General features: G+C 35.2%; 30 protein-coding genes and 1 tRNA gene. 8 read left to right on the forward strand and 23 right to left on the reverse strand.

Annotation, left to right across the window (positions count from 1 at the left end):
* Positions 1–54: 54 nt before the first annotated feature.
* The 12 genes from RGT18_RS09610 to RGT18_RS09665 form a co-directional block, all read right to left on the reverse strand.
* A complete protein-coding gene (locus RGT18_RS09610; protein ID WP_028078814.1) occupies positions 55–321 on the reverse strand; it encodes a hypothetical protein in 267 nt (88 codons plus the stop codon).
* Between the two features lie 3 nt (positions 322–324).
* Complete coding sequence (locus RGT18_RS09615; protein WP_028078815.1) at positions 325–582, reverse strand: hypothetical protein; 258 nt, start codon at positions 580–582, stop codon at positions 325–327.
* Entirely contained in the window at positions 575–871 is a 297-nt protein-coding gene (locus RGT18_RS09620) for a hypothetical protein (protein WP_037404402.1), read from the reverse strand. The genes RGT18_RS09615 and RGT18_RS09620 overlap by 8 nt, the downstream gene beginning before the upstream one ends.
* Positions 872–1,028: 157 nt before the next feature.
* Positions 1,029–1,352: a helix-turn-helix domain-containing protein gene (locus tag RGT18_RS09625; protein WP_028078816.1), complete on the reverse strand. Its 324-nt coding sequence runs from the start codon at positions 1,350–1,352 to the stop codon at positions 1,029–1,031.
* Entirely contained in the window at positions 1,349–1,612 is a 264-nt protein-coding gene (locus tag RGT18_RS09630) for a hypothetical protein (protein ID WP_028078817.1), read from the reverse strand. Before RGT18_RS09630 ends, RGT18_RS09625 begins: the two co-directional genes overlap by 4 nt.
* On the reverse strand, positions 1,609–2,022 hold the full coding sequence (locus RGT18_RS09635) for a hypothetical protein (protein ID WP_028078818.1): 414 nt from the start codon (positions 2,020–2,022) through the stop codon (positions 1,609–1,611). Before RGT18_RS09635 ends, RGT18_RS09630 begins: the two co-directional genes overlap by 4 nt.
* On the reverse strand, positions 2,015–3,367 hold the full coding sequence (locus tag RGT18_RS09640; RefSeq protein ID WP_028078819.1) for a PcfJ domain-containing protein: 1,353 nt from the start codon (positions 3,365–3,367) through the stop codon (positions 2,015–2,017). Before RGT18_RS09640 ends, RGT18_RS09635 begins: the two co-directional genes overlap by 8 nt.
* Positions 3,364–3,783, reverse strand: a complete 420-nt coding sequence (locus tag RGT18_RS09645) for a Cas9 inhibitor AcrIIA9 family protein (protein ID WP_051241066.1) — start codon at positions 3,781–3,783, stop codon at positions 3,364–3,366. The genes RGT18_RS09640 and RGT18_RS09645 overlap by 4 nt, the downstream gene beginning before the upstream one ends.
* A complete protein-coding gene (locus RGT18_RS09650) occupies positions 3,770–4,618 on the reverse strand; it encodes a hypothetical protein (RefSeq protein ID WP_028078820.1) in 849 nt (282 codons plus the stop codon). The genes RGT18_RS09645 and RGT18_RS09650 overlap by 14 nt, the downstream gene beginning before the upstream one ends.
* A gap of 110 nt (positions 4,619–4,728) precedes the next feature.
* A complete protein-coding gene (locus tag RGT18_RS09655) occupies positions 4,729–4,911 on the reverse strand; it encodes a hypothetical protein (protein WP_028078780.1) in 183 nt (60 codons plus the stop codon).
* 173 nt (positions 4,912–5,084) lie between these two features.
* Positions 5,085–5,264: a hypothetical protein gene (locus RGT18_RS09660; RefSeq protein WP_028078779.1), complete on the reverse strand. Its 180-nt coding sequence runs from the start codon at positions 5,262–5,264 to the stop codon at positions 5,085–5,087.
* Positions 5,265–5,435: 171 nt separating this feature from the next.
* Positions 5,436–5,711, reverse strand: a complete 276-nt coding sequence (locus RGT18_RS09665; protein WP_028078778.1) for a hypothetical protein — start codon at positions 5,709–5,711, stop codon at positions 5,436–5,438.
* A gap of 43 nt (positions 5,712–5,754) precedes the next feature.
* Here RGT18_RS09665 and RGT18_RS09670 point away from each other — a divergent pair, with 43 nt between their 5' ends.
* Positions 5,755–5,976, forward strand: a complete 222-nt coding sequence (locus tag RGT18_RS09670; RefSeq protein ID WP_081659578.1) for a DUF3892 domain-containing protein — start codon at positions 5,755–5,757, stop codon at positions 5,974–5,976.
* 14 nt (positions 5,977–5,990) lie between these two features.
* Here RGT18_RS09670 and RGT18_RS09675 read toward each other — a convergent pair whose 3' ends face one another.
* Positions 5,991–6,275 carry a hypothetical protein gene (locus tag RGT18_RS09675; protein ID WP_037404375.1) on the reverse strand — a complete coding sequence of 95 codons (285 nt, stop codon included), beginning with the start codon at positions 6,273–6,275 and terminating at the stop codon, positions 5,991–5,993.
* 71 nt (positions 6,276–6,346) lie between these two features.
* Between RGT18_RS09675 and RGT18_RS09680 the strand changes: the two genes are divergently transcribed.
* On the forward strand, positions 6,347–6,679 hold the full coding sequence (locus RGT18_RS09680; protein ID WP_028078777.1) for a hypothetical protein: 333 nt from the start codon (positions 6,347–6,349) through the stop codon (positions 6,677–6,679).
* Here the strand turns inward: RGT18_RS09680 and RGT18_RS09685 are convergent.
* Positions 6,645–6,815 carry a hypothetical protein gene (locus RGT18_RS09685; protein ID WP_156022856.1) on the reverse strand — a complete coding sequence of 57 codons (171 nt, stop codon included), beginning with the start codon at positions 6,813–6,815 and terminating at the stop codon, positions 6,645–6,647. The genes RGT18_RS09680 and RGT18_RS09685 overlap by 35 nt on opposite strands.
* A 27-nt stretch (positions 6,816–6,842) precedes the next feature.
* Positions 6,843–7,046, reverse strand: a complete 204-nt coding sequence (locus RGT18_RS09690) for a helix-turn-helix domain-containing protein (RefSeq protein ID WP_028078776.1) — start codon at positions 7,044–7,046, stop codon at positions 6,843–6,845.
* Between the two features lie 159 nt (positions 7,047–7,205).
* On the opposite strand from RGT18_RS09690, the gene RGT18_RS09695 reads away from it, so the two are divergent.
* From RGT18_RS09695 to RGT18_RS09715, 5 genes are all read left to right on the forward strand, one after another.
* A complete protein-coding gene (locus RGT18_RS09695) occupies positions 7,206–7,931 on the forward strand; it encodes an XRE family transcriptional regulator (protein WP_037404373.1) in 726 nt (241 codons plus the stop codon).
* Positions 7,932–8,119: 188 nt separating this feature from the next.
* Positions 8,120–8,467 (forward strand): LexA family protein, encoded by a 348-nt coding sequence (locus tag RGT18_RS09700; RefSeq protein ID WP_028078774.1) that lies wholly within the window; start codon positions 8,120–8,122, stop codon positions 8,465–8,467.
* Between the two features lie 52 nt (positions 8,468–8,519).
* Complete coding sequence (locus tag RGT18_RS09705; RefSeq protein ID WP_028078773.1) at positions 8,520–8,900, forward strand: hypothetical protein; 381 nt, start codon at positions 8,520–8,522, stop codon at positions 8,898–8,900.
* 117 nt (positions 8,901–9,017) lie between these two features.
* The gene (locus RGT18_RS09710; RefSeq protein ID WP_028078772.1) at positions 9,018–10,046 is read left to right on the forward strand and encodes an Abi family protein; all 1,029 of its coding nucleotides are present in this window, start codon (positions 9,018–9,020) and stop codon (positions 10,044–10,046) included.
* A 132-nt stretch (positions 10,047–10,178) separates the two neighbouring features.
* On the forward strand, positions 10,179–11,222 hold the full coding sequence (locus RGT18_RS09715; protein ID WP_051241060.1) for a site-specific integrase: 1,044 nt from the start codon (positions 10,179–10,181) through the stop codon (positions 11,220–11,222).
* Between the two features lie 55 nt (positions 11,223–11,277).
* On the opposite strand, the gene RGT18_RS09720 is transcribed toward RGT18_RS09715, so the two are convergent.
* Positions 11,278–11,368, reverse strand: a tRNA-Ser gene (locus RGT18_RS09720).
* Between the two features lie 114 nt (positions 11,369–11,482).
* Positions 11,483–12,016, reverse strand: coding sequence for a transposase (locus RGT18_RS09725; protein ID WP_338176009.1), 534 nt, complete (start codon positions 12,014–12,016; stop codon positions 11,483–11,485).
* Position 12,017: 1 nt separating this feature from the next.
* Here RGT18_RS09725 and RGT18_RS09730 point away from each other — a divergent pair, with 1 nt between their 5' ends.
* The gene (locus tag RGT18_RS09730) at positions 12,018–12,581 is read left to right on the forward strand and encodes a TetR-like C-terminal domain-containing protein (RefSeq protein WP_028078377.1); all 564 of its coding nucleotides are present in this window, start codon (positions 12,018–12,020) and stop codon (positions 12,579–12,581) included.
* Between the two features lie 21 nt (positions 12,582–12,602).
* Here RGT18_RS09730 and RGT18_RS09735 read toward each other — a convergent pair whose 3' ends face one another.
* From RGT18_RS09735 to hflX, 6 genes are all read right to left on the reverse strand, one after another.
* Positions 12,603–13,502: a carbohydrate kinase family protein gene (locus RGT18_RS09735; RefSeq protein WP_028078376.1), complete on the reverse strand. Its 900-nt coding sequence runs from the start codon at positions 13,500–13,502 to the stop codon at positions 12,603–12,605.
* Positions 13,503–13,513: 11 nt separating this feature from the next.
* Complete coding sequence (locus RGT18_RS09740) at positions 13,514–13,825, reverse strand: rhodanese-like domain-containing protein (protein WP_028078375.1); 312 nt, start codon at positions 13,823–13,825, stop codon at positions 13,514–13,516.
* Positions 13,826–13,828: 3 nt separating this feature from the next.
* On the reverse strand, positions 13,829–15,094 hold the full coding sequence (locus tag RGT18_RS09745) for a 2-carboxy-D-arabinitol-1-phosphatase (RefSeq protein WP_051241015.1): 1,266 nt from the start codon (positions 15,092–15,094) through the stop codon (positions 13,829–13,831).
* 112 nt (positions 15,095–15,206) lie between these two features.
* The gene (locus RGT18_RS09750; RefSeq protein WP_028078374.1) at positions 15,207–15,602 is read right to left on the reverse strand and encodes a hypothetical protein; all 396 of its coding nucleotides are present in this window, start codon (positions 15,600–15,602) and stop codon (positions 15,207–15,209) included.
* Between the two features lie 22 nt (positions 15,603–15,624).
* Entirely contained in the window at positions 15,625–16,992 is a 1,368-nt protein-coding gene (locus RGT18_RS09755; protein WP_028078373.1) for an aminopeptidase, read from the reverse strand.
* Positions 16,993–16,994: 2 nt separating this feature from the next.
* Entirely contained in the window at positions 16,995–18,236 is a 1,242-nt protein-coding gene (gene hflX / locus RGT18_RS09760; protein WP_051241014.1) for a GTPase HflX, read from the reverse strand.
* Positions 18,237–18,250 lie beyond the last annotated feature (14 nt).

The following is an 18,250-nucleotide window of genomic DNA, read 5'->3' on the forward strand; positions in this document are numbered from 1 at the left end:
CTGCCATGTTTATCTGAAGTCTTACGTAGATATCCTTTAGTGCGTTGCAACCTTCTAAGCTGTCTCATCAACGTACTCGACTCCAAGTTGTTTTAACTCTTCTATATATCCATTCATTTCAGAGTTAAATTCATCTAAAATCACATTGCGTACTTTTATAGATAAATTTCCATCGATTTCAAAATTGATGTAGTTAATTCTTACGCTTGCATCATCTATTCCTTCTTCTTTTGAACGATTAAGAGTTGCAGTTTCTTTTTTTAAACATGCTATTTTTGTTAATATCGTTTCTACCTTTTCGATATCACTTGATTTCATCATTCTTCACTCCAATCTATCAGCATCTTCTTTGTGCTTATAAAATCTTTTTGGACTAAACATTATATATTCACCATATTTTGCATTTTTGGGATATACACGTACAACCTTTTGTATTTTTTCAGAAGTTTCTTGATTAAATAAGTTGGGTTGACATGTTTTTTCGTACTCACGTTTATCAATGCACTTGAAATAAATCTTGTCTATTTCATCCCAATACCATTCGTCAATTTGAATTTCTTCAAACGTCAATGAACTAATCATTTGTACTCCAATCTATTGCTTGCCCGCAACTCGCACAAAAATTAACACGTTCAGTGTATAATCTGTTGCAAACTGGACAATTGAATTCAACTGCACCATTTAGCCGTCTTTCTGCTTTCCAGTTTTTTGGCTTCTTCGGCGTTGCCTTATCAACAAGTTCCTCTAACGCTTTTCTTGCAATCTCTCTTTTGGCGTCTAACTCATCCCTATATGTTTTATCGTCAACTGTTTCATCAAACACTTGTAACGATACAGCCAAGTATTCTAACGCTTCTTGATATCTATTCACTTGAAAAATCCTCCCATATAAAGGCAGAACATGATTATTCCAAAAGCGAGCAAACTCGCCCAAAAATTATATTTACCTGTTCTTTGCTGCCCATGTTTCGCTAAATCCATGCCTAAACTAAGCGTATATAAAACAACAACTACTATTGACCATATATTCATTTTTCACACTCTCCTATATCCATATCAAAACACTTCTTACATAAGGCTCTTTCTTCTTCCCAAGCCTTTTTATACTCTTCTGTTTCTTTTGCTTTATCTGTTATTCTCCACCCATGATATGGAAAGTACCCATCTTCTTCATCACCTAACAATTCACAACAAGACTCAACTAAGCCCGACTGTTTAAGTTTTCTCAATCTATAACGTGCTTGATTTGTTGTTAAATTTAAGTGTTCAGCGATTAAACGCGCAGGAAATGGATGCCAACCATCCATGATTGAAACGTTATGTCCGCACAATTGATAAAGGACATCATTCATTCTTCCACACCTTTCAACTTGCACCATTTAGGCTTTTTAATGTTTTCTTTACATTTTGCACGTATGACTTTTGTATATTTTCCGTTTTCCGAAAAATCAATATTACAAACGTAACCATACGTATCTGGTTTGTTTTCTTTTTTATCGATTAGATCAATACGTGATCTATTTGCATAAAAAGGATGATAATAATGTAAATGTCCAAACGGGCAATCATCGCAATATTTCGGAATTTCCATCGGTACTATGTATTTGCTCATAACCCAAGTTCCTTTAAGGTGTATTCCCTATTTACTTCCATTTCTTTGTACATTGTTCCTTTTGCAAAGAGTGGAAATGTAAAGCATTCGTTTCCAAATTCAACATATATAAACTCTTTTTCATCGTTCACACAACACACTTTTCCAACGAATATCGTTCTTTCCCTGAATGGCTTTATCACCGCTGATAAATAAGCCTTTTCTTTATCTGTAAGAATTTCAGGTTTATATTCTTCTTCTAACCATCCAATCATCCCTTCCATCGCGTCACACGCAAACACTCCGCATGGATAGATTTGCTGATGAATTGTTTTTCCTCTGATCTTTAATTCAAAGAATAGTATCTTTCCATCTTTTGTTTTTGTAGAAATATCAATTTGTTGCAAATTATATTTTTCTTTATTAAGCATTCTTTCTTCCTCTTGTTACTACTTTCTTTTTCCAAATTTCTGCCACTTCAAATACTTCATTTGGTGGCTTTTTATTATACTTTGCGCGAATCTGAACAATGTCTTTTTTTCTGAATTCCATCGTATATAAAGGTCTGTCTATCTTATCAGAATTTCTAATAAATACGATCGTTGTTTCCCCAGATGCATGTTCTTCAACATAAGTACCTACGCAATGATGTAATATAGAACCTTCTTTAACTAAATCACTTGCTTTTTTCGGTAAGATAAATTTAAGACCGTTTATTTCCATTTCCATGTATTTTCTTTTCTCAATAAGTTCATTAAATTTATCTTGAAGTTCTTTATCACGCTTACGTCTAGCTTCTTCTTTTCGTTCTCGTTCAAGAGAATTAAATAATTTAACCATATCTTGGTGCGCTTTTTGTAAATCCTTAGGGCATGCATTTGTATCGTTAATTGGAACACCACACAGTTTCATCAGCTTTAGATAATCGATGTAGTATCTGAAATCTATATGATTTTTAATTGCCCAATTTTGAAAGTGGATAATGCCAACGCAATCCGGAATCTTATCGAAATTAACATGCGTTAGATACTGTTCTATACCAGGAACAATCTTTCCGTTTCTCTCTCTAATCTTCTCTTCCAAGATTATTTTTTCGAAACATATATCTGAATTTTTAATCTTATGTTTATGACTTCTCAACCATTTTTCGTTGATTATTCTCATATCACACTGGCCAGAACCATACATAACTTCTTTTGCTAATTGTTTTGCATTTATTTTTTGAAGAAACTCTATCTCTTTCCTGTATTGATAGAATCTTCTAATGTTCCATACATCAATCGGAGACTCCCAATTTATGTACTTGAGTTCCGACTTATCCCTAATAGTTTTTTCAAAGCCATTATCATAGAACATAACATTCGTATATGGTCCTGACATAGAACTCTGTCGTCTTAATCCAAACTGAAATCTATCAGGATAAAAATAGTTCTGACCGCATTGAATGTTTTTATCGTTTTCGAACAGTTCATAATTGATCAAATAGCATGATAAGTGCTGGATCCCTTCAATGTATCTAGATTCAAAAACATACGACTGAATTTCAATTTTCTTAGATGTGCATAGAATAATAGCAAAGCACTTGTAACATTCCCAGAATGTCAATTTTGTTTTCTTAGTCAACTTCTTATTGATAATCTTGCAACCATCTCTATCTGATGTAATTGTTGTGTTCTTGTTTGAAAAAATTATCGTTGGAAATTGACTATTTCCCCACTCAAAGAATGACTTTGGAACTTTTAAGCGTTTCTTTACATAGTAATCTGCGCTTCTCATAGTTCAAATAAGCTTATTCTTTCGAAGTCAGCCTTCTCCTTTTCTTTCTGGCTCGTTTTAACGTTGTTTTTAGGTGTTTCTTTCTTTTCGGCGTGTTTCTTATCATTAGTACCTTTAGAACTGTATAAATACGTTTCTTTTACCTCTTGTAATGAAGATTTGAAATAATCAACAACCCAGCCGAATACAATATCATCAGAAACCATTGCACAATCTTCATCACGATATTCAGATGATTTATTGCGGCAGTACTGATATGCATCAGCAATTGTTTTCCCTTCCTGGCATATCTTCTCGAAAAGATCATCATCTTCTTGTTCGCAAAGCCAGTTGTGAATAGAATCTATTGAACGTGAATGTTTCTGACTCATCTCTGCATTCATTTTTTCCAATGCTCGTTGTTTAATTTCCGACATCTTCAATTCCTTCCTTCTGCAGTTTCTGCAGTCTTTCTACTAACTCTTTTGAAGCTGGCGTACCTTCTGGAAGAGTTCCTGCTTCTTGTTGTCGGATGTACTCCGGCATTGATATTTTTGTTGATGATTGTGAAGCATTAATCGTCTCTCGTTCAGAGCGTGCAATCCAAGCATTGATGAACCTCATAATTCCATTCTTGGTCTTTCGCTTTGTCGGATTAGTTTTAAGCCATTGGCTCATTTTTAAAATTTGATCACGTACATCCACATCTGGATAAGCATCAACGAATTCTTTTAAATGCGTCTGGGATATATGGAATCTCGAGCCGTCTTTTAATATCAAAGCTGGCAATCCAGTATCCGGTTCGGATGCGAACGAAGTTTGCTCCGGACAGGTATTTATATATTCTTTTTCTTCTTTATTTCTTATTATTCTTATATTGTCCGCACTTTGTTCCGCAGTTTGATACGCACCTTGTTCCGCACTTTGTTGCGCATTTAGTTCCGCAAGGGTTTCGCCAACATCTTGAAATTTGTCGTAATTTACTATGCTTATGTGCGTATATTTGTTTGTAGATTTTAATGTAATCATCTTTTCATTTTCAAATATTTTTAGCCACTTGCGGATTGTGTTATCTGATTTAATGCCGGTTACGAGCATCAGATTATTGATTGATGTGATCAATTCACCTCTCTTTACTTTTCGCCCTTTAAAGTAACCATCGGTCCAATTTGCTAAAAGCAATACATGCATCCATATCGTGAATGCATAGTAGCAATCGTGATAGCGCCATTCCAATATCTGGCGGTCTATCTTAATAAAACCTTGTTTCATATATGTCCTTTGCCACACTTACAATTAGTTTGTATTTTCTGTGACATATCCTTTCTTTTAAAGCGGTCTAATGCAACCAATGCGTAAGCGTTAGACCAGTTATCGCCTTTCTATTTATTTAGTTTTGCATTGGTTGCAGCTAGTGTTCTCGCCCCTGCAAGCGAACGTAATACTTCCCGATATGTAAGCTCTCTTTTCTCTAATATTTTGTATATCTGGGATGCGGTGCGCTCGACAATGGCATCTCTTGCAGATTGATTTTCATATTCTTCTAGTGTCTGTTGTTTCTTCATATTCTTTTTCTCCTATCAACAGTTTCAACTGTTCTAATTGTTTTTTTGTTTGATAAAACTTGCATTGTAAGCATTCATTCTTAACTTCAAATACCCTGTACCCTGCTTTAATTGGTGGGCAACATTGTGTTTCTTCATTCCATCTAGTGCATTGCTGGCAATCAAAGCGTTGCTTAATCACATTGATCACTCATCTCTTTTATTTTTCTTTGAAATGCATCCAGTTTAGATAATTCAAATTGCAAAGCTGCTTCAGCTTGATCATCATTTAGAATTACACCGTCGTTATCGATAATTTCTTCTACAGGTTCACCCTTTAGCCTACGTAACTTATTAACAATTAGTGAATTCATAGGTCGATACCTACCAAGAATAAAAACACTCTTGCATATATCAACATAAAGATCAGAATCAATGCTATTTCTTCGAGTGTTTCTAATTTTCTTTTATACTTCGCTTTTAATTTCATATTCAACTCTCCTTTAATTTTTGATATAATGAGAGTGGCAATAATAAGCCACTTATCAAGCGCTCTTACTTTTGACGGACGGAGCGTTTTTCTTTTGTTCCGGGTACATATTCAATAATTCTTTCAGCGTGTATCCAATTAATTTTGCAACGGTTTTCGTTCTTACTTTGTAAGAAAAAATGTAATTGATGCCTAATTCTTGTTTGTCAATTTCCTGTGCCTTATTAAACAATGTATCTAAGTCTTTTCTCGTATAACCGGACAATCTTCCGACATCCGTTTTCTTTAGATAAGGCATTCTGACAAGTTTTGAGTTATCATAAACTTTCATCTGATAATTTCCTTTCTACCTCCTATAATTGAATTGAAAGGAGGTGAATAATATCGCTAGGGCTAATGTAAAAGTTGTTAGTCAATCTTCAACTGGGTTGAATACAAAAGTATCTGTAAATGGTCGTATAATGACCAATAATCAAGCCTATAACCAAGCAAAGCAAGGCAAGATTAACGGATACAACGGTTCTATTTCATCAAATGGAAACAAGTACATCCGTTCAAATCCAGACAAGTCAACTAATAACAATTTAGAAAAGTAATTTTCTATAGAGACTCATTCATTGATGGATGAGTTTTCTATTCCAAGTAATTTTCCATTCACAAATACTTTGTAACCATCTTGTGTGATACCAACAGAATCCTTCCCATCTGTATCTATACTTGTAATTAATTCATCATCTATATTTGCTACTTGTAATGTGATAGTTGAATTGTTTTTAATTACCTTTTTTCTTCTTGAAAAACAAAAGCACCATTTAAAGAAATTGAACTGTAGCCACGCTTCTACAATGTCATCGTTATTTTCATCGGTATATCTTGTGATGTAATGATGTAACATATCGACCCTCCTTTCCTTGTTGTGGATATTCTCTTTAGTTGATATATAATTAAACCGAAGAGGTGATTAACATGATAGATATCAAAGAAATTGTTTTGAATAAGGACGAATGGCGCTCTTTATTTACCTTTCACTTCAAGAAAAATCAGCATCGAGATGAAATTAAATGTTTTCATCGCTTGTATTGCGATTACGGTTTTTTGACCGAAAACTTATTAGATAAAGCTGATGAATTCGGCATTACCATAGGTACTGATACCTATCATCTTTCTGAACAATACGAGCGCTATTGCATCGTTCAGAGATGGAAAATATTCAATTCACTTCCAAATTGGATTGCAATTTTGATTTCCTTGATATCTCTTATCCTTAATATCCTGCTATGGCTTGAAACAAGACAGTAGCAATAATTCCTATAAAAATTCCAATTAGAAATCCTTTCTTCATTGCAGCTTTTTCTCTTTTATAGATTAGTGAGAAAAGCTGCCTTTCTTCTTTAGTGAATATTCTTTCCTCTATGGGCTTTTCATCTTTATTCATACGGCCTTCCTTTCCTTGCTATGATTCTTAATGCAACTTGGTTGCGAACAACTCATCAAGTCCAAGATTTGTATTTAAGTACTCTTTAATCGCATTACACTCTGATAATGTAAAATCCCTTTTACCATTCAACTTTAAAGAAAGAGTTGTTTCAGCAATCCCAATTTCTTTAGATAAAATCCGTCTAGTTATATTGCGTTCCTTCAATTCACGTTCTAAGATATAAAACATACGATTCCTTTCTATAATTTACTGCAAACGGTAAATCTATAATCAATTTATACCGCAAAAGGTATATTGTCAACCGTATACGGTAAATTTATTTACTTTTTTTAATAAAATTATTGAAAATATTACCTTATACAGTTATATTTTGCTTGAGGTGATATTATGAAAAATATAGAAAATATCCTTAAAGCTTTAATTGTTGATAAATTTAAAAACTTACGACAATTCTCCATCGAAGCAGATTTGCCGTATACAACTCTTATAGGAATACTCGAACGCGGAATAAATAAAGCAAGTATTCAAAATATCATTAAAATCTGTAAAGCCTTAAATATAGATACAGATGCCTTGGCGAATGGTGAAATTAAAGAAAGAAATGTAGAAGCACAAAAACTTACGTTTTCTGAATCTAGTATCATAAAAAAATACCGTAGCTTAGATGGCTACGGTAAAAAGGCTATTAATAATCTATTAGAGGTTGAATACGAGCGTTGTAACACGGTTATTGAAGAAGATATGCCACTGTATATAACAAAGCCTTATTACACTGTAGGAGCGTCTGCCGGCAATGGCGAATATTTATTCGATGATCTCGATAAAACATCAATCACGCTTCCGGATACACCTTTAAACAATAAAGCAGATCTTGTCATTGCTGTTAGAGGGCATTCGATGGAGCCGACATATAATGATGGTGATAAATTGTTAGTGAAAAAGCAATCCGAATTAAATGTTGGTGATATCGGTGTATTCATCATCAATGGCGAGAGTTTCGTCAAGGAACTCGGAAAAGATCGGTTGATATCTCACAACAAGCAATATCAGGATATACATTGCAACGACTATGACAAAATGGTTACGGTCGGAAAGGTAATAGGAGTAATATAAATTCTCGAGAAAATCCCGAGAAAAGAAATTTAAATATCCCTAATAAATAAAGGGTTTTTATCAATTCAGTATATATTTTCAAAAAGAAATCTCGAGAAAAGGTGTATTATGGAAAAACAAATTGTTGAAGACTATCCTGCTCAAAATGAATATTATGAAAAAGAAGAAAAGCAAAAGGAATAATTCAGATGGATAAAGAGAGTTATTTAAACAATCCTCAGAAAATCATTATGGTTTCCCCAGAATTATTTGACAGCGATAAATCTGATTTTATTGCTTACGCTTCTGGAAATGGAATGATTCGATCAGGTATATCCGATGGAGATACTTTGATTTTCAAAAACACTTCCAAATTAAAAGATGGTGAGATTGGAGCGTTTATTATGAAAGGTAAAGAAACCGCCGTAAAGAGATATTTCAAAAGAAACGATACTGTAATTCTTGAATTTGATGACGGAATACAACCACCAATGATTTTTAACGAAAAAGATGTAGAAATAGTTGGAAAACTAACTTATATAATCAAGAAAATATAAAAAGACAGAAAAAATAACTGAATTAAGAAGAAAGTTCTAAAGGAGAAAAATCATGGAAAATAAATTTAGAGTAATTGAAATTGTGAATAAGAAAAAACTCATAGTAAATATGGGAACCGAACACGGATTGAAAGAAAATGATTACATTGTAGTATATTCAAACGGCAGGAAAATTGTCGATAATTTAACGCATCAAACATTAGGCACATGGGATATTATCAAAGCAAAATTGAAAGTAATACAATCGTTTCAATTATTTTCAATTTGTTCTGAAGTTATCACTTTCAAAAATGCCTTTTCCGATATTTTGCATCCATCTGTCGAATACGAAGACTTTACTGATTTAGATATTGACGAAGCTGAAGCCAGCAACCAAGATGTTGCCGAAGAAAGAATAATTCATGTCGGCGACTTAATTAAAAAGATTGATTAAATTTAACACACTTTCAAAAAAATATGCTATTATATTGAAGATAACTCTGTCCTGCATTATAGGACCAGAAAAAGGCATCTTCAATATTGAGGATGCCTTTTGCATTTAGGAGAGAAAATGAATGAACACAGAAAACCACATTTATCATTTCACGAACAATTAGTTCATTTAAAAGAACATCACAAATTGGATTTAAACCCCAATTCATACATAGCTGAAGAAATTTTAAAATCTATGTCATATTATGATTTGATTAATGGGTACAAAGAACATTTTATGGTAAATGACATATATGGTGACAGTAACATCATAGATTTATTTGATTATTCATTTACCGACAGAACATTTCAAGGAATAATTTTTAAATATAGCTTACTTGTGGAAACTCGTTTTCGGTATGTCATGTCTAATGTTGTTGCAGAAGATTTTGGCGAACGCGAATCGGACTATCTTAATTTAAGTAAATATAAAATTCCACGAAAGCCTAAAAGACGAGATAAGCTTAATGAAACATTATCCGACATCAGAGGTATTTATAAGCCAAGAACCCCTAATAAAATAATACCAAATCCAACAAAACATTATATTTTAAAGTATGGATATATCCCACCATGGATTTTATTTAAAAATGTAACATTCAGCAGCTTAACTGACTTATATTCATTTATGCCTATTTCAACAAAAGTAAAAATTGCAAATGAAATGGTCCCAATAGCCACTATGGATGACTTCAAAAAAACTGAATTTCTAAAAAATGGATTAACATTAATCAGGAAATACAGAAATAATATCGCTCACGACTTGAAATTTATCAATGTTTGTAATTCTAAATATGGATTAAATAAAGAAATCTTTAATTATCCAGGATTATCTGAATTAGTAACCAAGAGCGAGCTAAAGGATGGTAAATGCAAAAATGATCACTTTGCGCTAATTGTATCAATTACGGTATTATTAAATAATATTTTTTTGCAAAATAAGTTGAAGAATGAACTACTTGATTTTTCTCATAATATTAATATTTTGGGGCTAAAAAACTCTGCCGCAAAATATCTCATTAATATGAAAATACCAAACGACTTCCCATCTAGAATACAAAATTATATTAGTATTGCTTATAAAGATATATTTATACAACACAATTAATTTAAATTATTTTTTTCAGTTTTATAATAAAAATCCCCACCACGGCTATAGCATAGCAATCCACCCTATCAACAAGTTTTTATTATGCAAAATTTTAGAATAAATGCACAAAAAGAAAGGAGATATTTGATTATGTCCGTCGCAAAAGATAAACCTACTGGGCTTTGGTATTACGTTTTTAAAGTAAAAAATCCAATTACGGGAAAAATATCATGGAAAAAGAAACGTGGCTTTGAAACGAAAAGAGATGCCTTAAATGCTGAAGCAGATGCGCAACGACTAACACAAGATACATCCGGTGAGTTAACGTTCAAAGACATTTCACACCAGTGGGAAGACTACAGACAATCGAGCAAGGCAAGCCGTAGACAGCACACAGAGCACTTCACAAAGCGATTCTCAAAGTTTTATGAACTTCCTATCAAGAAAATCAAAAGAGCGACTCTAGCAGACTGGTATAGCGCCCTATCGAAAGATACTGCATACTCTACACAAACCAAGAACGTAACAATCTCTTACGTAAAGTCTGTATATAAATATGCAAACGAAGTCTATGACGTTCCGAACATATCTACCCTTTTAAGAAGATTAAAGAAAACGGATTCTGAGATTATTAACGAAGAAATGAGCGTTTGGACTGTAGATGAATTTAATCAGTTTATTTCAAGCGTTGATACTGAACTATATAAGCTGTTTTTCTCATTCTTGTTTTGGACCGGATGTCGCCGCGGTGAAGCCATAGCTCTACAGAAGAGTGATATCGAAGAGGATTGGATCACAATTAAATACAGTCAGAGAAGTGCATTAGAAGGTCTAAAACCAACAAAGACTAAGAACACAAGAAAAATACAGATGGACAGCAAACTGTTCTCATCGTTACACCCTTTACTAGATGCTCCAGGTAACTACCTTTTCGGTGGAGAACACCCACTATCTCCGACAGAAATATCTCGCCAATTTAACAAAGGAATAGCTAAAAGTGGTGTAAGTAAGATAAGAATTCATGACTTGAGACACAGTCACGCTACCTTTTTAATCAATAGCGGTGTGAATATTGTTGCTGTTTCTAAAAGATTAGGACATACCAATATTGAGCAAACCCTGAAAACTTATACACACCTACTAGATCAGACAAACGAGGCACTAATAAATACGATAAATATTGCAAAAAGTTGACCAAAAGTTGACCACTTCATAAGAAAACCCGCTATTTATGCGGGTTTTTTAACTATGGCGCAGGAACAGGGATTTGAACCCTGGCACCGTGTTACCGATCTACAAGCTTTCCAAGCCTGCCCCTTCAACCGCTTGGGTATTCCTGCAAAGTTTTCATAGGACATGAACTATAATACCAATTATTATTCAAAAAATAAAGTATTAATGTAGAAATAATTTTCTAACAGTAAACAAAAATGGCCTATGGAAATGCGATGAAATCAAGTATTTCTCTTATATGTTCCGTTGAATAATATCAAATGTCGTAAAATTCTATCCATCTTTGGCCACAGTTCTACTGCACCTTTTACTCTAAACAGATATACAAACCAATTTAAATAGGATTGTAGATTAGTCATTCTCATCCCAATGAAGCGATAGATATACCTTTTTAGCCATGAACACATATTGTTTATCAATGCCATGTTCTCTAGATATTCTTTGTCATGTGTATTGGCTTTATAGAATTCTTCTTTCAAGTCTAATTCTTTTATCAGCTTGTCATGTGCTCTTTCGCCATCATGTACTAGTGTTGATCCGGAAGCGATATGATTCTTTAGCGCTTCAAAGATACGTGAAGCAGATGGCTTTCCATGACCACAAATAGCAACGTATGTATTTTTGTGACAATCGATTGCCACAACGATACAGAGTTGGCTCTTAGATAATCCTCTCTTCTTGTCTAGGCCATTTTTGTTTACTGTTAGAAATAATTTAACTTTCCACGTAAAATAAACATACTGGAGGTTATACAAAATGAGCGATTTGACAAAGAAAGCATTAGGCGCTTCTCTAAAGAAGATTTTATTACAGAAGCCTCTCGAAAAGATTACGATTACTGACCTTACAAATGACTGCGGTGTAAACCGTCAAACATTTTATTATCACTTCCATGATATCTATGATTTAATCGATTGGATTTATCTTGCGGAGGGTGAAGAAGCCATCGGAACCCAACGTAGTTATGACAGTTGGCAAGAAGGACTTCTATCTGCCTTCAAGATTATTGAGAAAGAAAAACACTTTATCTTAAATACAATCCACTCTCGTTCACAATCTCACATCATGCGTATGCTAGAAGATGCGGCGGAGTACTTACTATTAAATGTTATTCGTGAACTTGCGAAAAATTATAAAGTTTCTAATGAAACAATTCATTTTATGGCATCCTTCTATCGATTCAGTTTTGCCGGTGTAATATTTGACTGGATTGAAAAAGGTATGCATGATAATCCACAAAAGATTGTTGATCAAGTTGTGATTCTAATGCAAGGCACTTTCCCTTCTGCACTAGAACGTTTCGAGAAAGCCAAGATGTAAAAAAAGACCATAGGGTCTTTTTTAAAAATATCGATGATAAATCTCTAATGCAGATGCAGATTCTAAGCCTGCTCCTTTTTTTGATACAACTGCCCCTGCTATATCATTTGCGAACCCTAGGATATCCTTCATATCCGCATGCATGCATAATCCTGCAATCACAGCCCCCACATGAGAATCTCCTGCACCAATTGTATCTGCTACAGTTACTTTCTTTGATGGTGCATGCACAAAATTTAAACCATCATAACTTGTAGAACCATTTTCACCTAAGGTAACAATCACAATATTCCCTGTTCGTGTATAGAGTTCCTGTAACCCTTCGTTGATATCGTTCTTTCCACTCAAACCGAGCAATTCTATTTCATTGACATGTAGGATTGGTTTGAGTGCATAGATACGTTCCATGATTTCTTTAGAGATATGTGCATATCTTGGCCCTGGTGCGAATACGAATTGTCCATTACATGCGGCTAGGCAATCTACGATACGTGGACCATCCTTATCTTCAATTTCAATTCCACAAGCATAGATATATCCATAAGAAGAAAGATCTAATGAATCTGTCCATTCCTTTTGGAATGTATACTCGGCACCATGGTAAGAAAGGAATGTTCTTTCCCCACTATCTTCAACCAAGCAATAACAACAACCATTTTCTTGTTCAGTACGAATTGTGGTAGTAATACCTGCTTTTTGTAATTCTGATTCTACAAACTTTCCATATACACCTGTACCTACTGGTGAAAGAAATGTATATGGCAAAGAGAGCTGATGTAATATCGATACGACATTAAATGCACAACCACCAATCTGTAATGTTTGACCATAAATGTTCGCATCCTGTGCGGATGCAGGTATCGCTGGTAAGTTAATAATCACATCACAAACGGTTGAACCAATGATTAAACAGGGGTTCATGTTTCTATCCTCTATGCTTTCTTATAATGAATAATACCACCAATGTTCTTGGCATTTGTATAGCCTAATTCTCTTAACCGTAAGACAGCCGCGCCAGATCTTCTACCACTATGGCAATACACAAATAGTGGAGTGTCTTTTTCATAATGCATGTTTTCAATTTGATCAAACTCAGAGAGCGGAATATTTACACTATCAGGAATATGTTCTTCTTCATATTCATCTTCTTCGCGGACATCCAGCAATACTGCGCCAGGAATCGTCTTCATGTTTTTCAGTTCTTCATTGATGTCCGTTGGACGAAAGATATCAAATAATCCCATTTACTATTTCACCTCCATGAATTCTTCTGGTGTTATCATGAGTTGGTCTAAGTGATATGTGCCATGACTAAACGTGAACTTTGCAATCCCACCATTTGGCATGATGTGTTTTCCTTCTGCCTTCTTTTGTTCAGTTAAATCTGCACGATAAATGTTAAATAAATGTTTGAGTAATGTCATATAAAGTGAGCCATGTGCTACAAGTAATACATTCTCACCATCTTTTGCTCGTGATACTACAAGTTTTAAAATTCGATCAATACGTTCAACGACCTGTTCTTCGCTTTCCCCACCCACATCACTAAAATCAACACGTGGATTAAAGCGTTCATACAATTCATCCATGATAGCGTCTCGTACTCTCGCTTCATAGGTTCCAAAGTTAATTTCTCTTAAATCTCGATTTGGTATCGCTGTGATATCATGTGACTCTAAGATATACGCTGCAGTATCACGCGCTCTTTCTGCAGTTGAACAATACGCAAACGCAAAATCCACATGACGCAATGCTTTACCAGATAACTTCACTTGTTCAATTCCCTGTGCAGTAAGTGGACTATCACTTCTTCCCTGCATACGGTTATAGTGATTAAACAGTGTTTCTCCATGTCTTACATAGTAAAGGTTTACTGTCTTCTCTTCCATCTTGTATACGAAGTTCTTTGGCTCTACTGGAACCTGTTGAATTTGATATTCACCATCTTCGTATGTAAATACCATGATTCCACCATTTGGAATCATGGTGTGACCTGCCGTAATACACTCTTGATGTAGTACATCAATATCAACACCTAATAGGTACTTCATGGTACAGATTTGATACATTCCATGACCTACAAGTAGAATACGATCACCATCTTCAGCCTCATCAATAATTGTTTGTAACGTCTTGCGAATACGCGTTTCCATCATTGCTGGGGATTCACCACCAGCCCCACTATAATCTAAGCTTTCTCGACATTGACGGATTTCTTCAGCATGTGCTGTATGTCTAGCTCCTTCTAACCTACCAAAACTCATTTCATGTAATCCTGAAAGTAGAATTGGCTGAACCTCTCTACCTTTCGCTATGATATCCGCGGTATTCCAAGCACGTTCACTTGGGGAAGAATAAATATGATCAAACCAAACATCCTTGAGTCGGTTTGATGTTTCATGTGCCTGTGCAATGCCACGCTCTGTTAATGGGGAATCACAACTTCCCTGCATACGGCCTAAATGATTGAATAATGTTTCTCCATGACGAACAAGATAAAAAGTAATTTTCATGTCTGTTCTCCTAACGCATTTATACTATCATTTTCTGCTCATTATAGTAATTGTATACCGTAAATTCGCTCCAAAAAAGAAGGACTGTTTGTCCTTCTAGTATAAAAATGGATTACTTCATTACAAAGCCAACTGCAGTACCGCGACGTACAGGTGATAAGCGTACATATGTTTCAATCTTTGGATAACTGGATACTTCATGGTATTCAATCTCATCCCACTTTAACCCTGTATTGTGTGCGGTTAAGAAGTCATCTACACCAAGTGACATCTCTGGAACCGGCACAAGCGTAATTGTTGGGCTATTATCATCCAAATAGTTCCAACCACCCATGATACCTAGTGTTTCATCTAGGCTTTCATGGTACATGATACTGAGGTAACGGCTATCTGGAGTGCGTCCATGATAGTCATATGTATTACCGATGAATACCGCACCGTTTTCATCGCGATATAATACTACAACGTTTTGGTACTGATCTAATGATACTGTTTTTTTGAGTTCCATAATCAACCCCCTTGTATCAATACTATTTCATATCTTTGAGGAAAGCAACATATGCGCGATATGCTTCGTATACGTCTGCCTTAGATACTGTTTCAAATGGAGCATGCATGTTCTGAACACAGATACCTGCATCGATAACATTCATATTCTTATTGGCAAGAATATAAGCGATTGTTCCGCCTCCACCAACATCAATCTTACCTAATTCACAGGTTTGGAACATAACGTTGTTATCATCCATGCACTTACGAATCTGTGCCATAAATTCAGCACTTGCATCGTTAGAGCCAGACTTACCACGAGAACCTGTATACTTGTTAAAACAGATACCCTTTCCGAAGTAAGCCGAATTCTTTGGTTCATATACTTCAGGATAATTTGGATCATACGCAACAGATACGTCACTTGATAACATAGCACTATTTTCAAGAGCCTCATGTAAGTTTACAAGTGTTGCGCCAACTTGCTTGTCTAATAACTTTGTAACGACGTGTTCAAAGAAATCACTGTGTGCACCAGTAGCACCTACAGAACCGATTTCTTCCTTATCAACTAGGATACATACAGATGTACGTTCTGGCTTATCAATTTCCGCAATCGCACGAAGAGATGTGTATGCACATACCTTATCATCATGACCATAACCTAAGATCATAGAACGATCTAAACCATAATCACGTGCTTCACCAGCAGGTACAACTTCAATTTCTGCTGAGAGGAAGTCATCCTCATCAATGTCGTATTGTTCCTTCAAGAGGTCTAAAAGATATGCTTTAACAGGATCCTTTTCAACACCCTTCTTAGGAATAGAACCTACTAATAGGTCTAACTTTTCACCTTCTACGACAGTCGCTGCTGGCTTTTGTAATTGTTGAGCAGCTAAGTGAATCAATAAGTCTGAGATACCTACAACTGGATCACCTGGCTTATCACCAATGTTAATTTCAACTATTGTGCCATCCTTCTTGCATACAACACCAACAAGTGCCATCGCACGTGCTACCCATTGGTACTTCTTGATACCACCATAATAGTGTGTATCCATTAATACTAAGCCATCCTTTTCATAAAGTGGCTTTTGCTTGAGGTCCATACGAGGTGAATCGATATGTGCACCTAAGATATTCATACCTTCTGTTAATGGCTTTTTACCCATTACAAATAAGATAACGTTCTTACCTTTGTTTACAGCGTAATAACGATCGCCAGCCTTTAGTTTCTTCGCTGTTTCTACTGGTTTAAAACCATGTGCTTCCGCAAATGCTACAGAGTTAGTCACAAATGTGCGCTCTGTCTTTGAGTTGCTTAAGAATACACGGTAATCTTCGTTAAATGCGTGTAGTTTCTTTAACTCCGTTTTATTGAGTTTTTCCCAAACTGTGTTTCCCATTTTTATTCTCCTTTTATCTGATACTTTGCAAAGACATGTAACATCTTTTTCTCACCTGTGATTCGAACAATCAAACCATCTTGATGGTACTCTAGGATATCCATATCTAGGATTGCTTTATATGTATCGAACATGCTTATTTTATCATAGCCTAGTTTACATACAATGCTTTCTTCTGCTGGATAAATCATTTCAATGATTTCTTCCAGCAATGTATCTAAGCCTTCTTTTGTATAACAAGAGATGGTAAGACCATCTACTCTTTCTGGATGTGCTAGCTTGTCTATCTTATTGAACACATGAATCTGTGGAATATCTTCCGCATGAATCTCTTTTAAGGTTTCTTGGGTAATAGCGCTCTTTTCTTGCCAACTAGAATCTGACACATCGATCACATGGATTAATAAATCTGCATCTCTTGCCGCATCCAAAGTACTCTTGAACGCTTCAATCAGTCCATGTGGTAAGTCTGATACAAAACCAACTGTATCATACAACAAGAATTTCTTATGTTTACTTTGTACCATACGAACGCTCGTATCCAAAGTTGCAAATAACATGTCTTGTTCGAGAACTTCTTGACCCCTAGCATCCTGCATGGAAAGGATCGCATTCATCAAGGAACTCTTACCAGCATTGGTATAACCAACTAAAGCAACGCGTTTCAATAATGTCTTTTGCCGTCTTCGCTCATCCTGATAACGACGTACTTCTATCTTTCGTAGTTCTTCTTTTAAGTCGTTAATTTTCTTTTGGTATCTTGCGGCGATGACGGATGATCGCATCTCACCAGCACCACGGTTTGTGACTGCACCACCACGTGAACGTTCGTTATCATTATCCGCATGTAGTACACGTGGTAAATCATACTGTAAACGTGCCACTTCTGTCTGCAATTTTGCCTGACGACTGCGTGCACGCTTGGAGAAGATATCTAAGATTAACGCTGTACGATCAATCACATTGACCCCACAATATGCAGAGATGCGATCACTCACCTGTATCTTTAAGGGATTGAAGAAAATAATACCATCTGCACCTAGTTCTTCACACATCGCTTTTAATGTTTCTAATTTTCCTGTACGGAATGCGGTATGTGGATCCATACTCTTTGATTGTTGGGTGATTGTTCCTAATACTTCTAAGTTACATGCATTACAGAGTGCTTCACATTCTTGCATCGCACTTGTAAAACTACTACTATTTGCTTGTAAACAAACACCCGCAAGAATAATTTTTCGCATGCATGTTCCTCCTT

Source organism: Solobacterium moorei (genome assembly GCF_036323475.1).
Taxonomy (GTDB): Bacteria; Bacillota_I; Bacilli_A; order Erysipelotrichales; family Erysipelotrichaceae; genus Bulleidia; species Bulleidia moorei.

Bases quoted from the DNA above. Each gene is read 5' to 3' on its own strand.
- RGT18_RS09625 (WP_028078816.1), bottom strand. From the start codon at position 1,352: ATGAATGATGTCCTTTATCAATTGTGCGGACATAACGTTTCAATCATG.
- RGT18_RS09675 (WP_037404375.1), bottom strand. From the start codon at position 6,275: ATGTTACATCATTACATCACAAGATATACCGATGAAAATAACGATGAC.
- RGT18_RS09630 (WP_028078817.1), bottom strand. From the start codon at position 1,612: ATGAGCAAATACATAGTACCGATGGAAATTCCGAAATATTGCGATGAT.
- RGT18_RS09700 (WP_028078774.1), top strand. From the start codon at position 8,120: ATGGATAAAGAGAGTTATTTAAACAATCCTCAGAAAATCATTATGGTT.
- RGT18_RS09750 (WP_028078374.1), bottom strand. From the start codon at position 15,602: ATGGAACTCAAAAAAACAGTATCATTAGATCAGTACCAAAACGTTGTA.
- RGT18_RS09665 (WP_028078778.1), bottom strand. From the start codon at position 5,711: ATGAAAGTTTATGATAACTCAAAACTTGTCAGAATGCCTTATCTAAAG.
- hflX (WP_051241014.1), bottom strand. From the start codon at position 18,236: ATGCGAAAAATTATTCTTGCGGGTGTTTGTTTACAAGCAAATAGTAGT.
- RGT18_RS09705 (WP_028078773.1), top strand. From the start codon at position 8,520: ATGGAAAATAAATTTAGAGTAATTGAAATTGTGAATAAGAAAAAACTC.
- RGT18_RS09635 (WP_028078818.1), bottom strand. From the start codon at position 2,022: ATGCTTAATAAAGAAAAATATAATTTGCAACAAATTGATATTTCTACA.
- RGT18_RS09650 (WP_028078820.1), bottom strand. From the start codon at position 4,618: ATGAAACAAGGTTTTATTAAGATAGACCGCCAGATATTGGAATGGCGC.
- RGT18_RS09645 (WP_051241066.1), bottom strand. From the start codon at position 3,783: ATGTCGGAAATTAAACAACGAGCATTGGAAAAAATGAATGCAGAGATG.
- RGT18_RS09680 (WP_028078777.1), top strand. From the start codon at position 6,347: ATGATAGATATCAAAGAAATTGTTTTGAATAAGGACGAATGGCGCTCT.
- RGT18_RS09730 (WP_028078377.1), top strand. From the start codon at position 12,018: ATGAGCGATTTGACAAAGAAAGCATTAGGCGCTTCTCTAAAGAAGATT.
- RGT18_RS09715 (WP_051241060.1), top strand. From the start codon at position 10,179: ATGTCCGTCGCAAAAGATAAACCTACTGGGCTTTGGTATTACGTTTTT.
- RGT18_RS09660 (WP_028078779.1), bottom strand. From the start codon at position 5,264: ATGAATTCACTAATTGTTAATAAGTTACGTAGGCTAAAGGGTGAACCT.
- RGT18_RS09695 (WP_037404373.1), top strand. From the start codon at position 7,206: ATGAAAAATATAGAAAATATCCTTAAAGCTTTAATTGTTGATAAATTT.
- RGT18_RS09710 (WP_028078772.1), top strand. From the start codon at position 9,018: ATGAATGAACACAGAAAACCACATTTATCATTTCACGAACAATTAGTT.
- RGT18_RS09690 (WP_028078776.1), bottom strand. From the start codon at position 7,046: ATGTTTTATATCTTAGAACGTGAATTGAAGGAACGCAATATAACTAGA.
- RGT18_RS09655 (WP_028078780.1), bottom strand. From the start codon at position 4,911: ATGAAGAAACAACAGACACTAGAAGAATATGAAAATCAATCTGCAAGA.
- RGT18_RS09745 (WP_051241015.1), bottom strand. From the start codon at position 15,094: ATGAAAATTACTTTTTATCTTGTTCGTCATGGAGAAACATTATTCAAT.
- RGT18_RS09685 (WP_156022856.1), bottom strand. From the start codon at position 6,815: ATGAATAAAGATGAAAAGCCCATAGAGGAAAGAATATTCACTAAAGAA.
- RGT18_RS09755 (WP_028078373.1), bottom strand. From the start codon at position 16,992: ATGGGAAACACAGTTTGGGAAAAACTCAATAAAACGGAGTTAAAGAAA.
- RGT18_RS09735 (WP_028078376.1), bottom strand. From the start codon at position 13,502: ATGAACCCCTGTTTAATCATTGGTTCAACCGTTTGTGATGTGATTATT.
- RGT18_RS09640 (WP_028078819.1), bottom strand. From the start codon at position 3,367: ATGAGAAGCGCAGATTACTATGTAAAGAAACGCTTAAAAGTTCCAAAG.
- RGT18_RS09610 (WP_028078814.1), bottom strand. From the start codon at position 321: ATGATGAAATCAAGTGATATCGAAAAGGTAGAAACGATATTAACAAAA.
- RGT18_RS09615 (WP_028078815.1), bottom strand. From the start codon at position 582: ATGATTAGTTCATTGACGTTTGAAGAAATTCAAATTGACGAATGGTAT.
- RGT18_RS09740 (WP_028078375.1), bottom strand. From the start codon at position 13,825: ATGGGATTATTTGATATCTTTCGTCCAACGGACATCAATGAAGAACTG.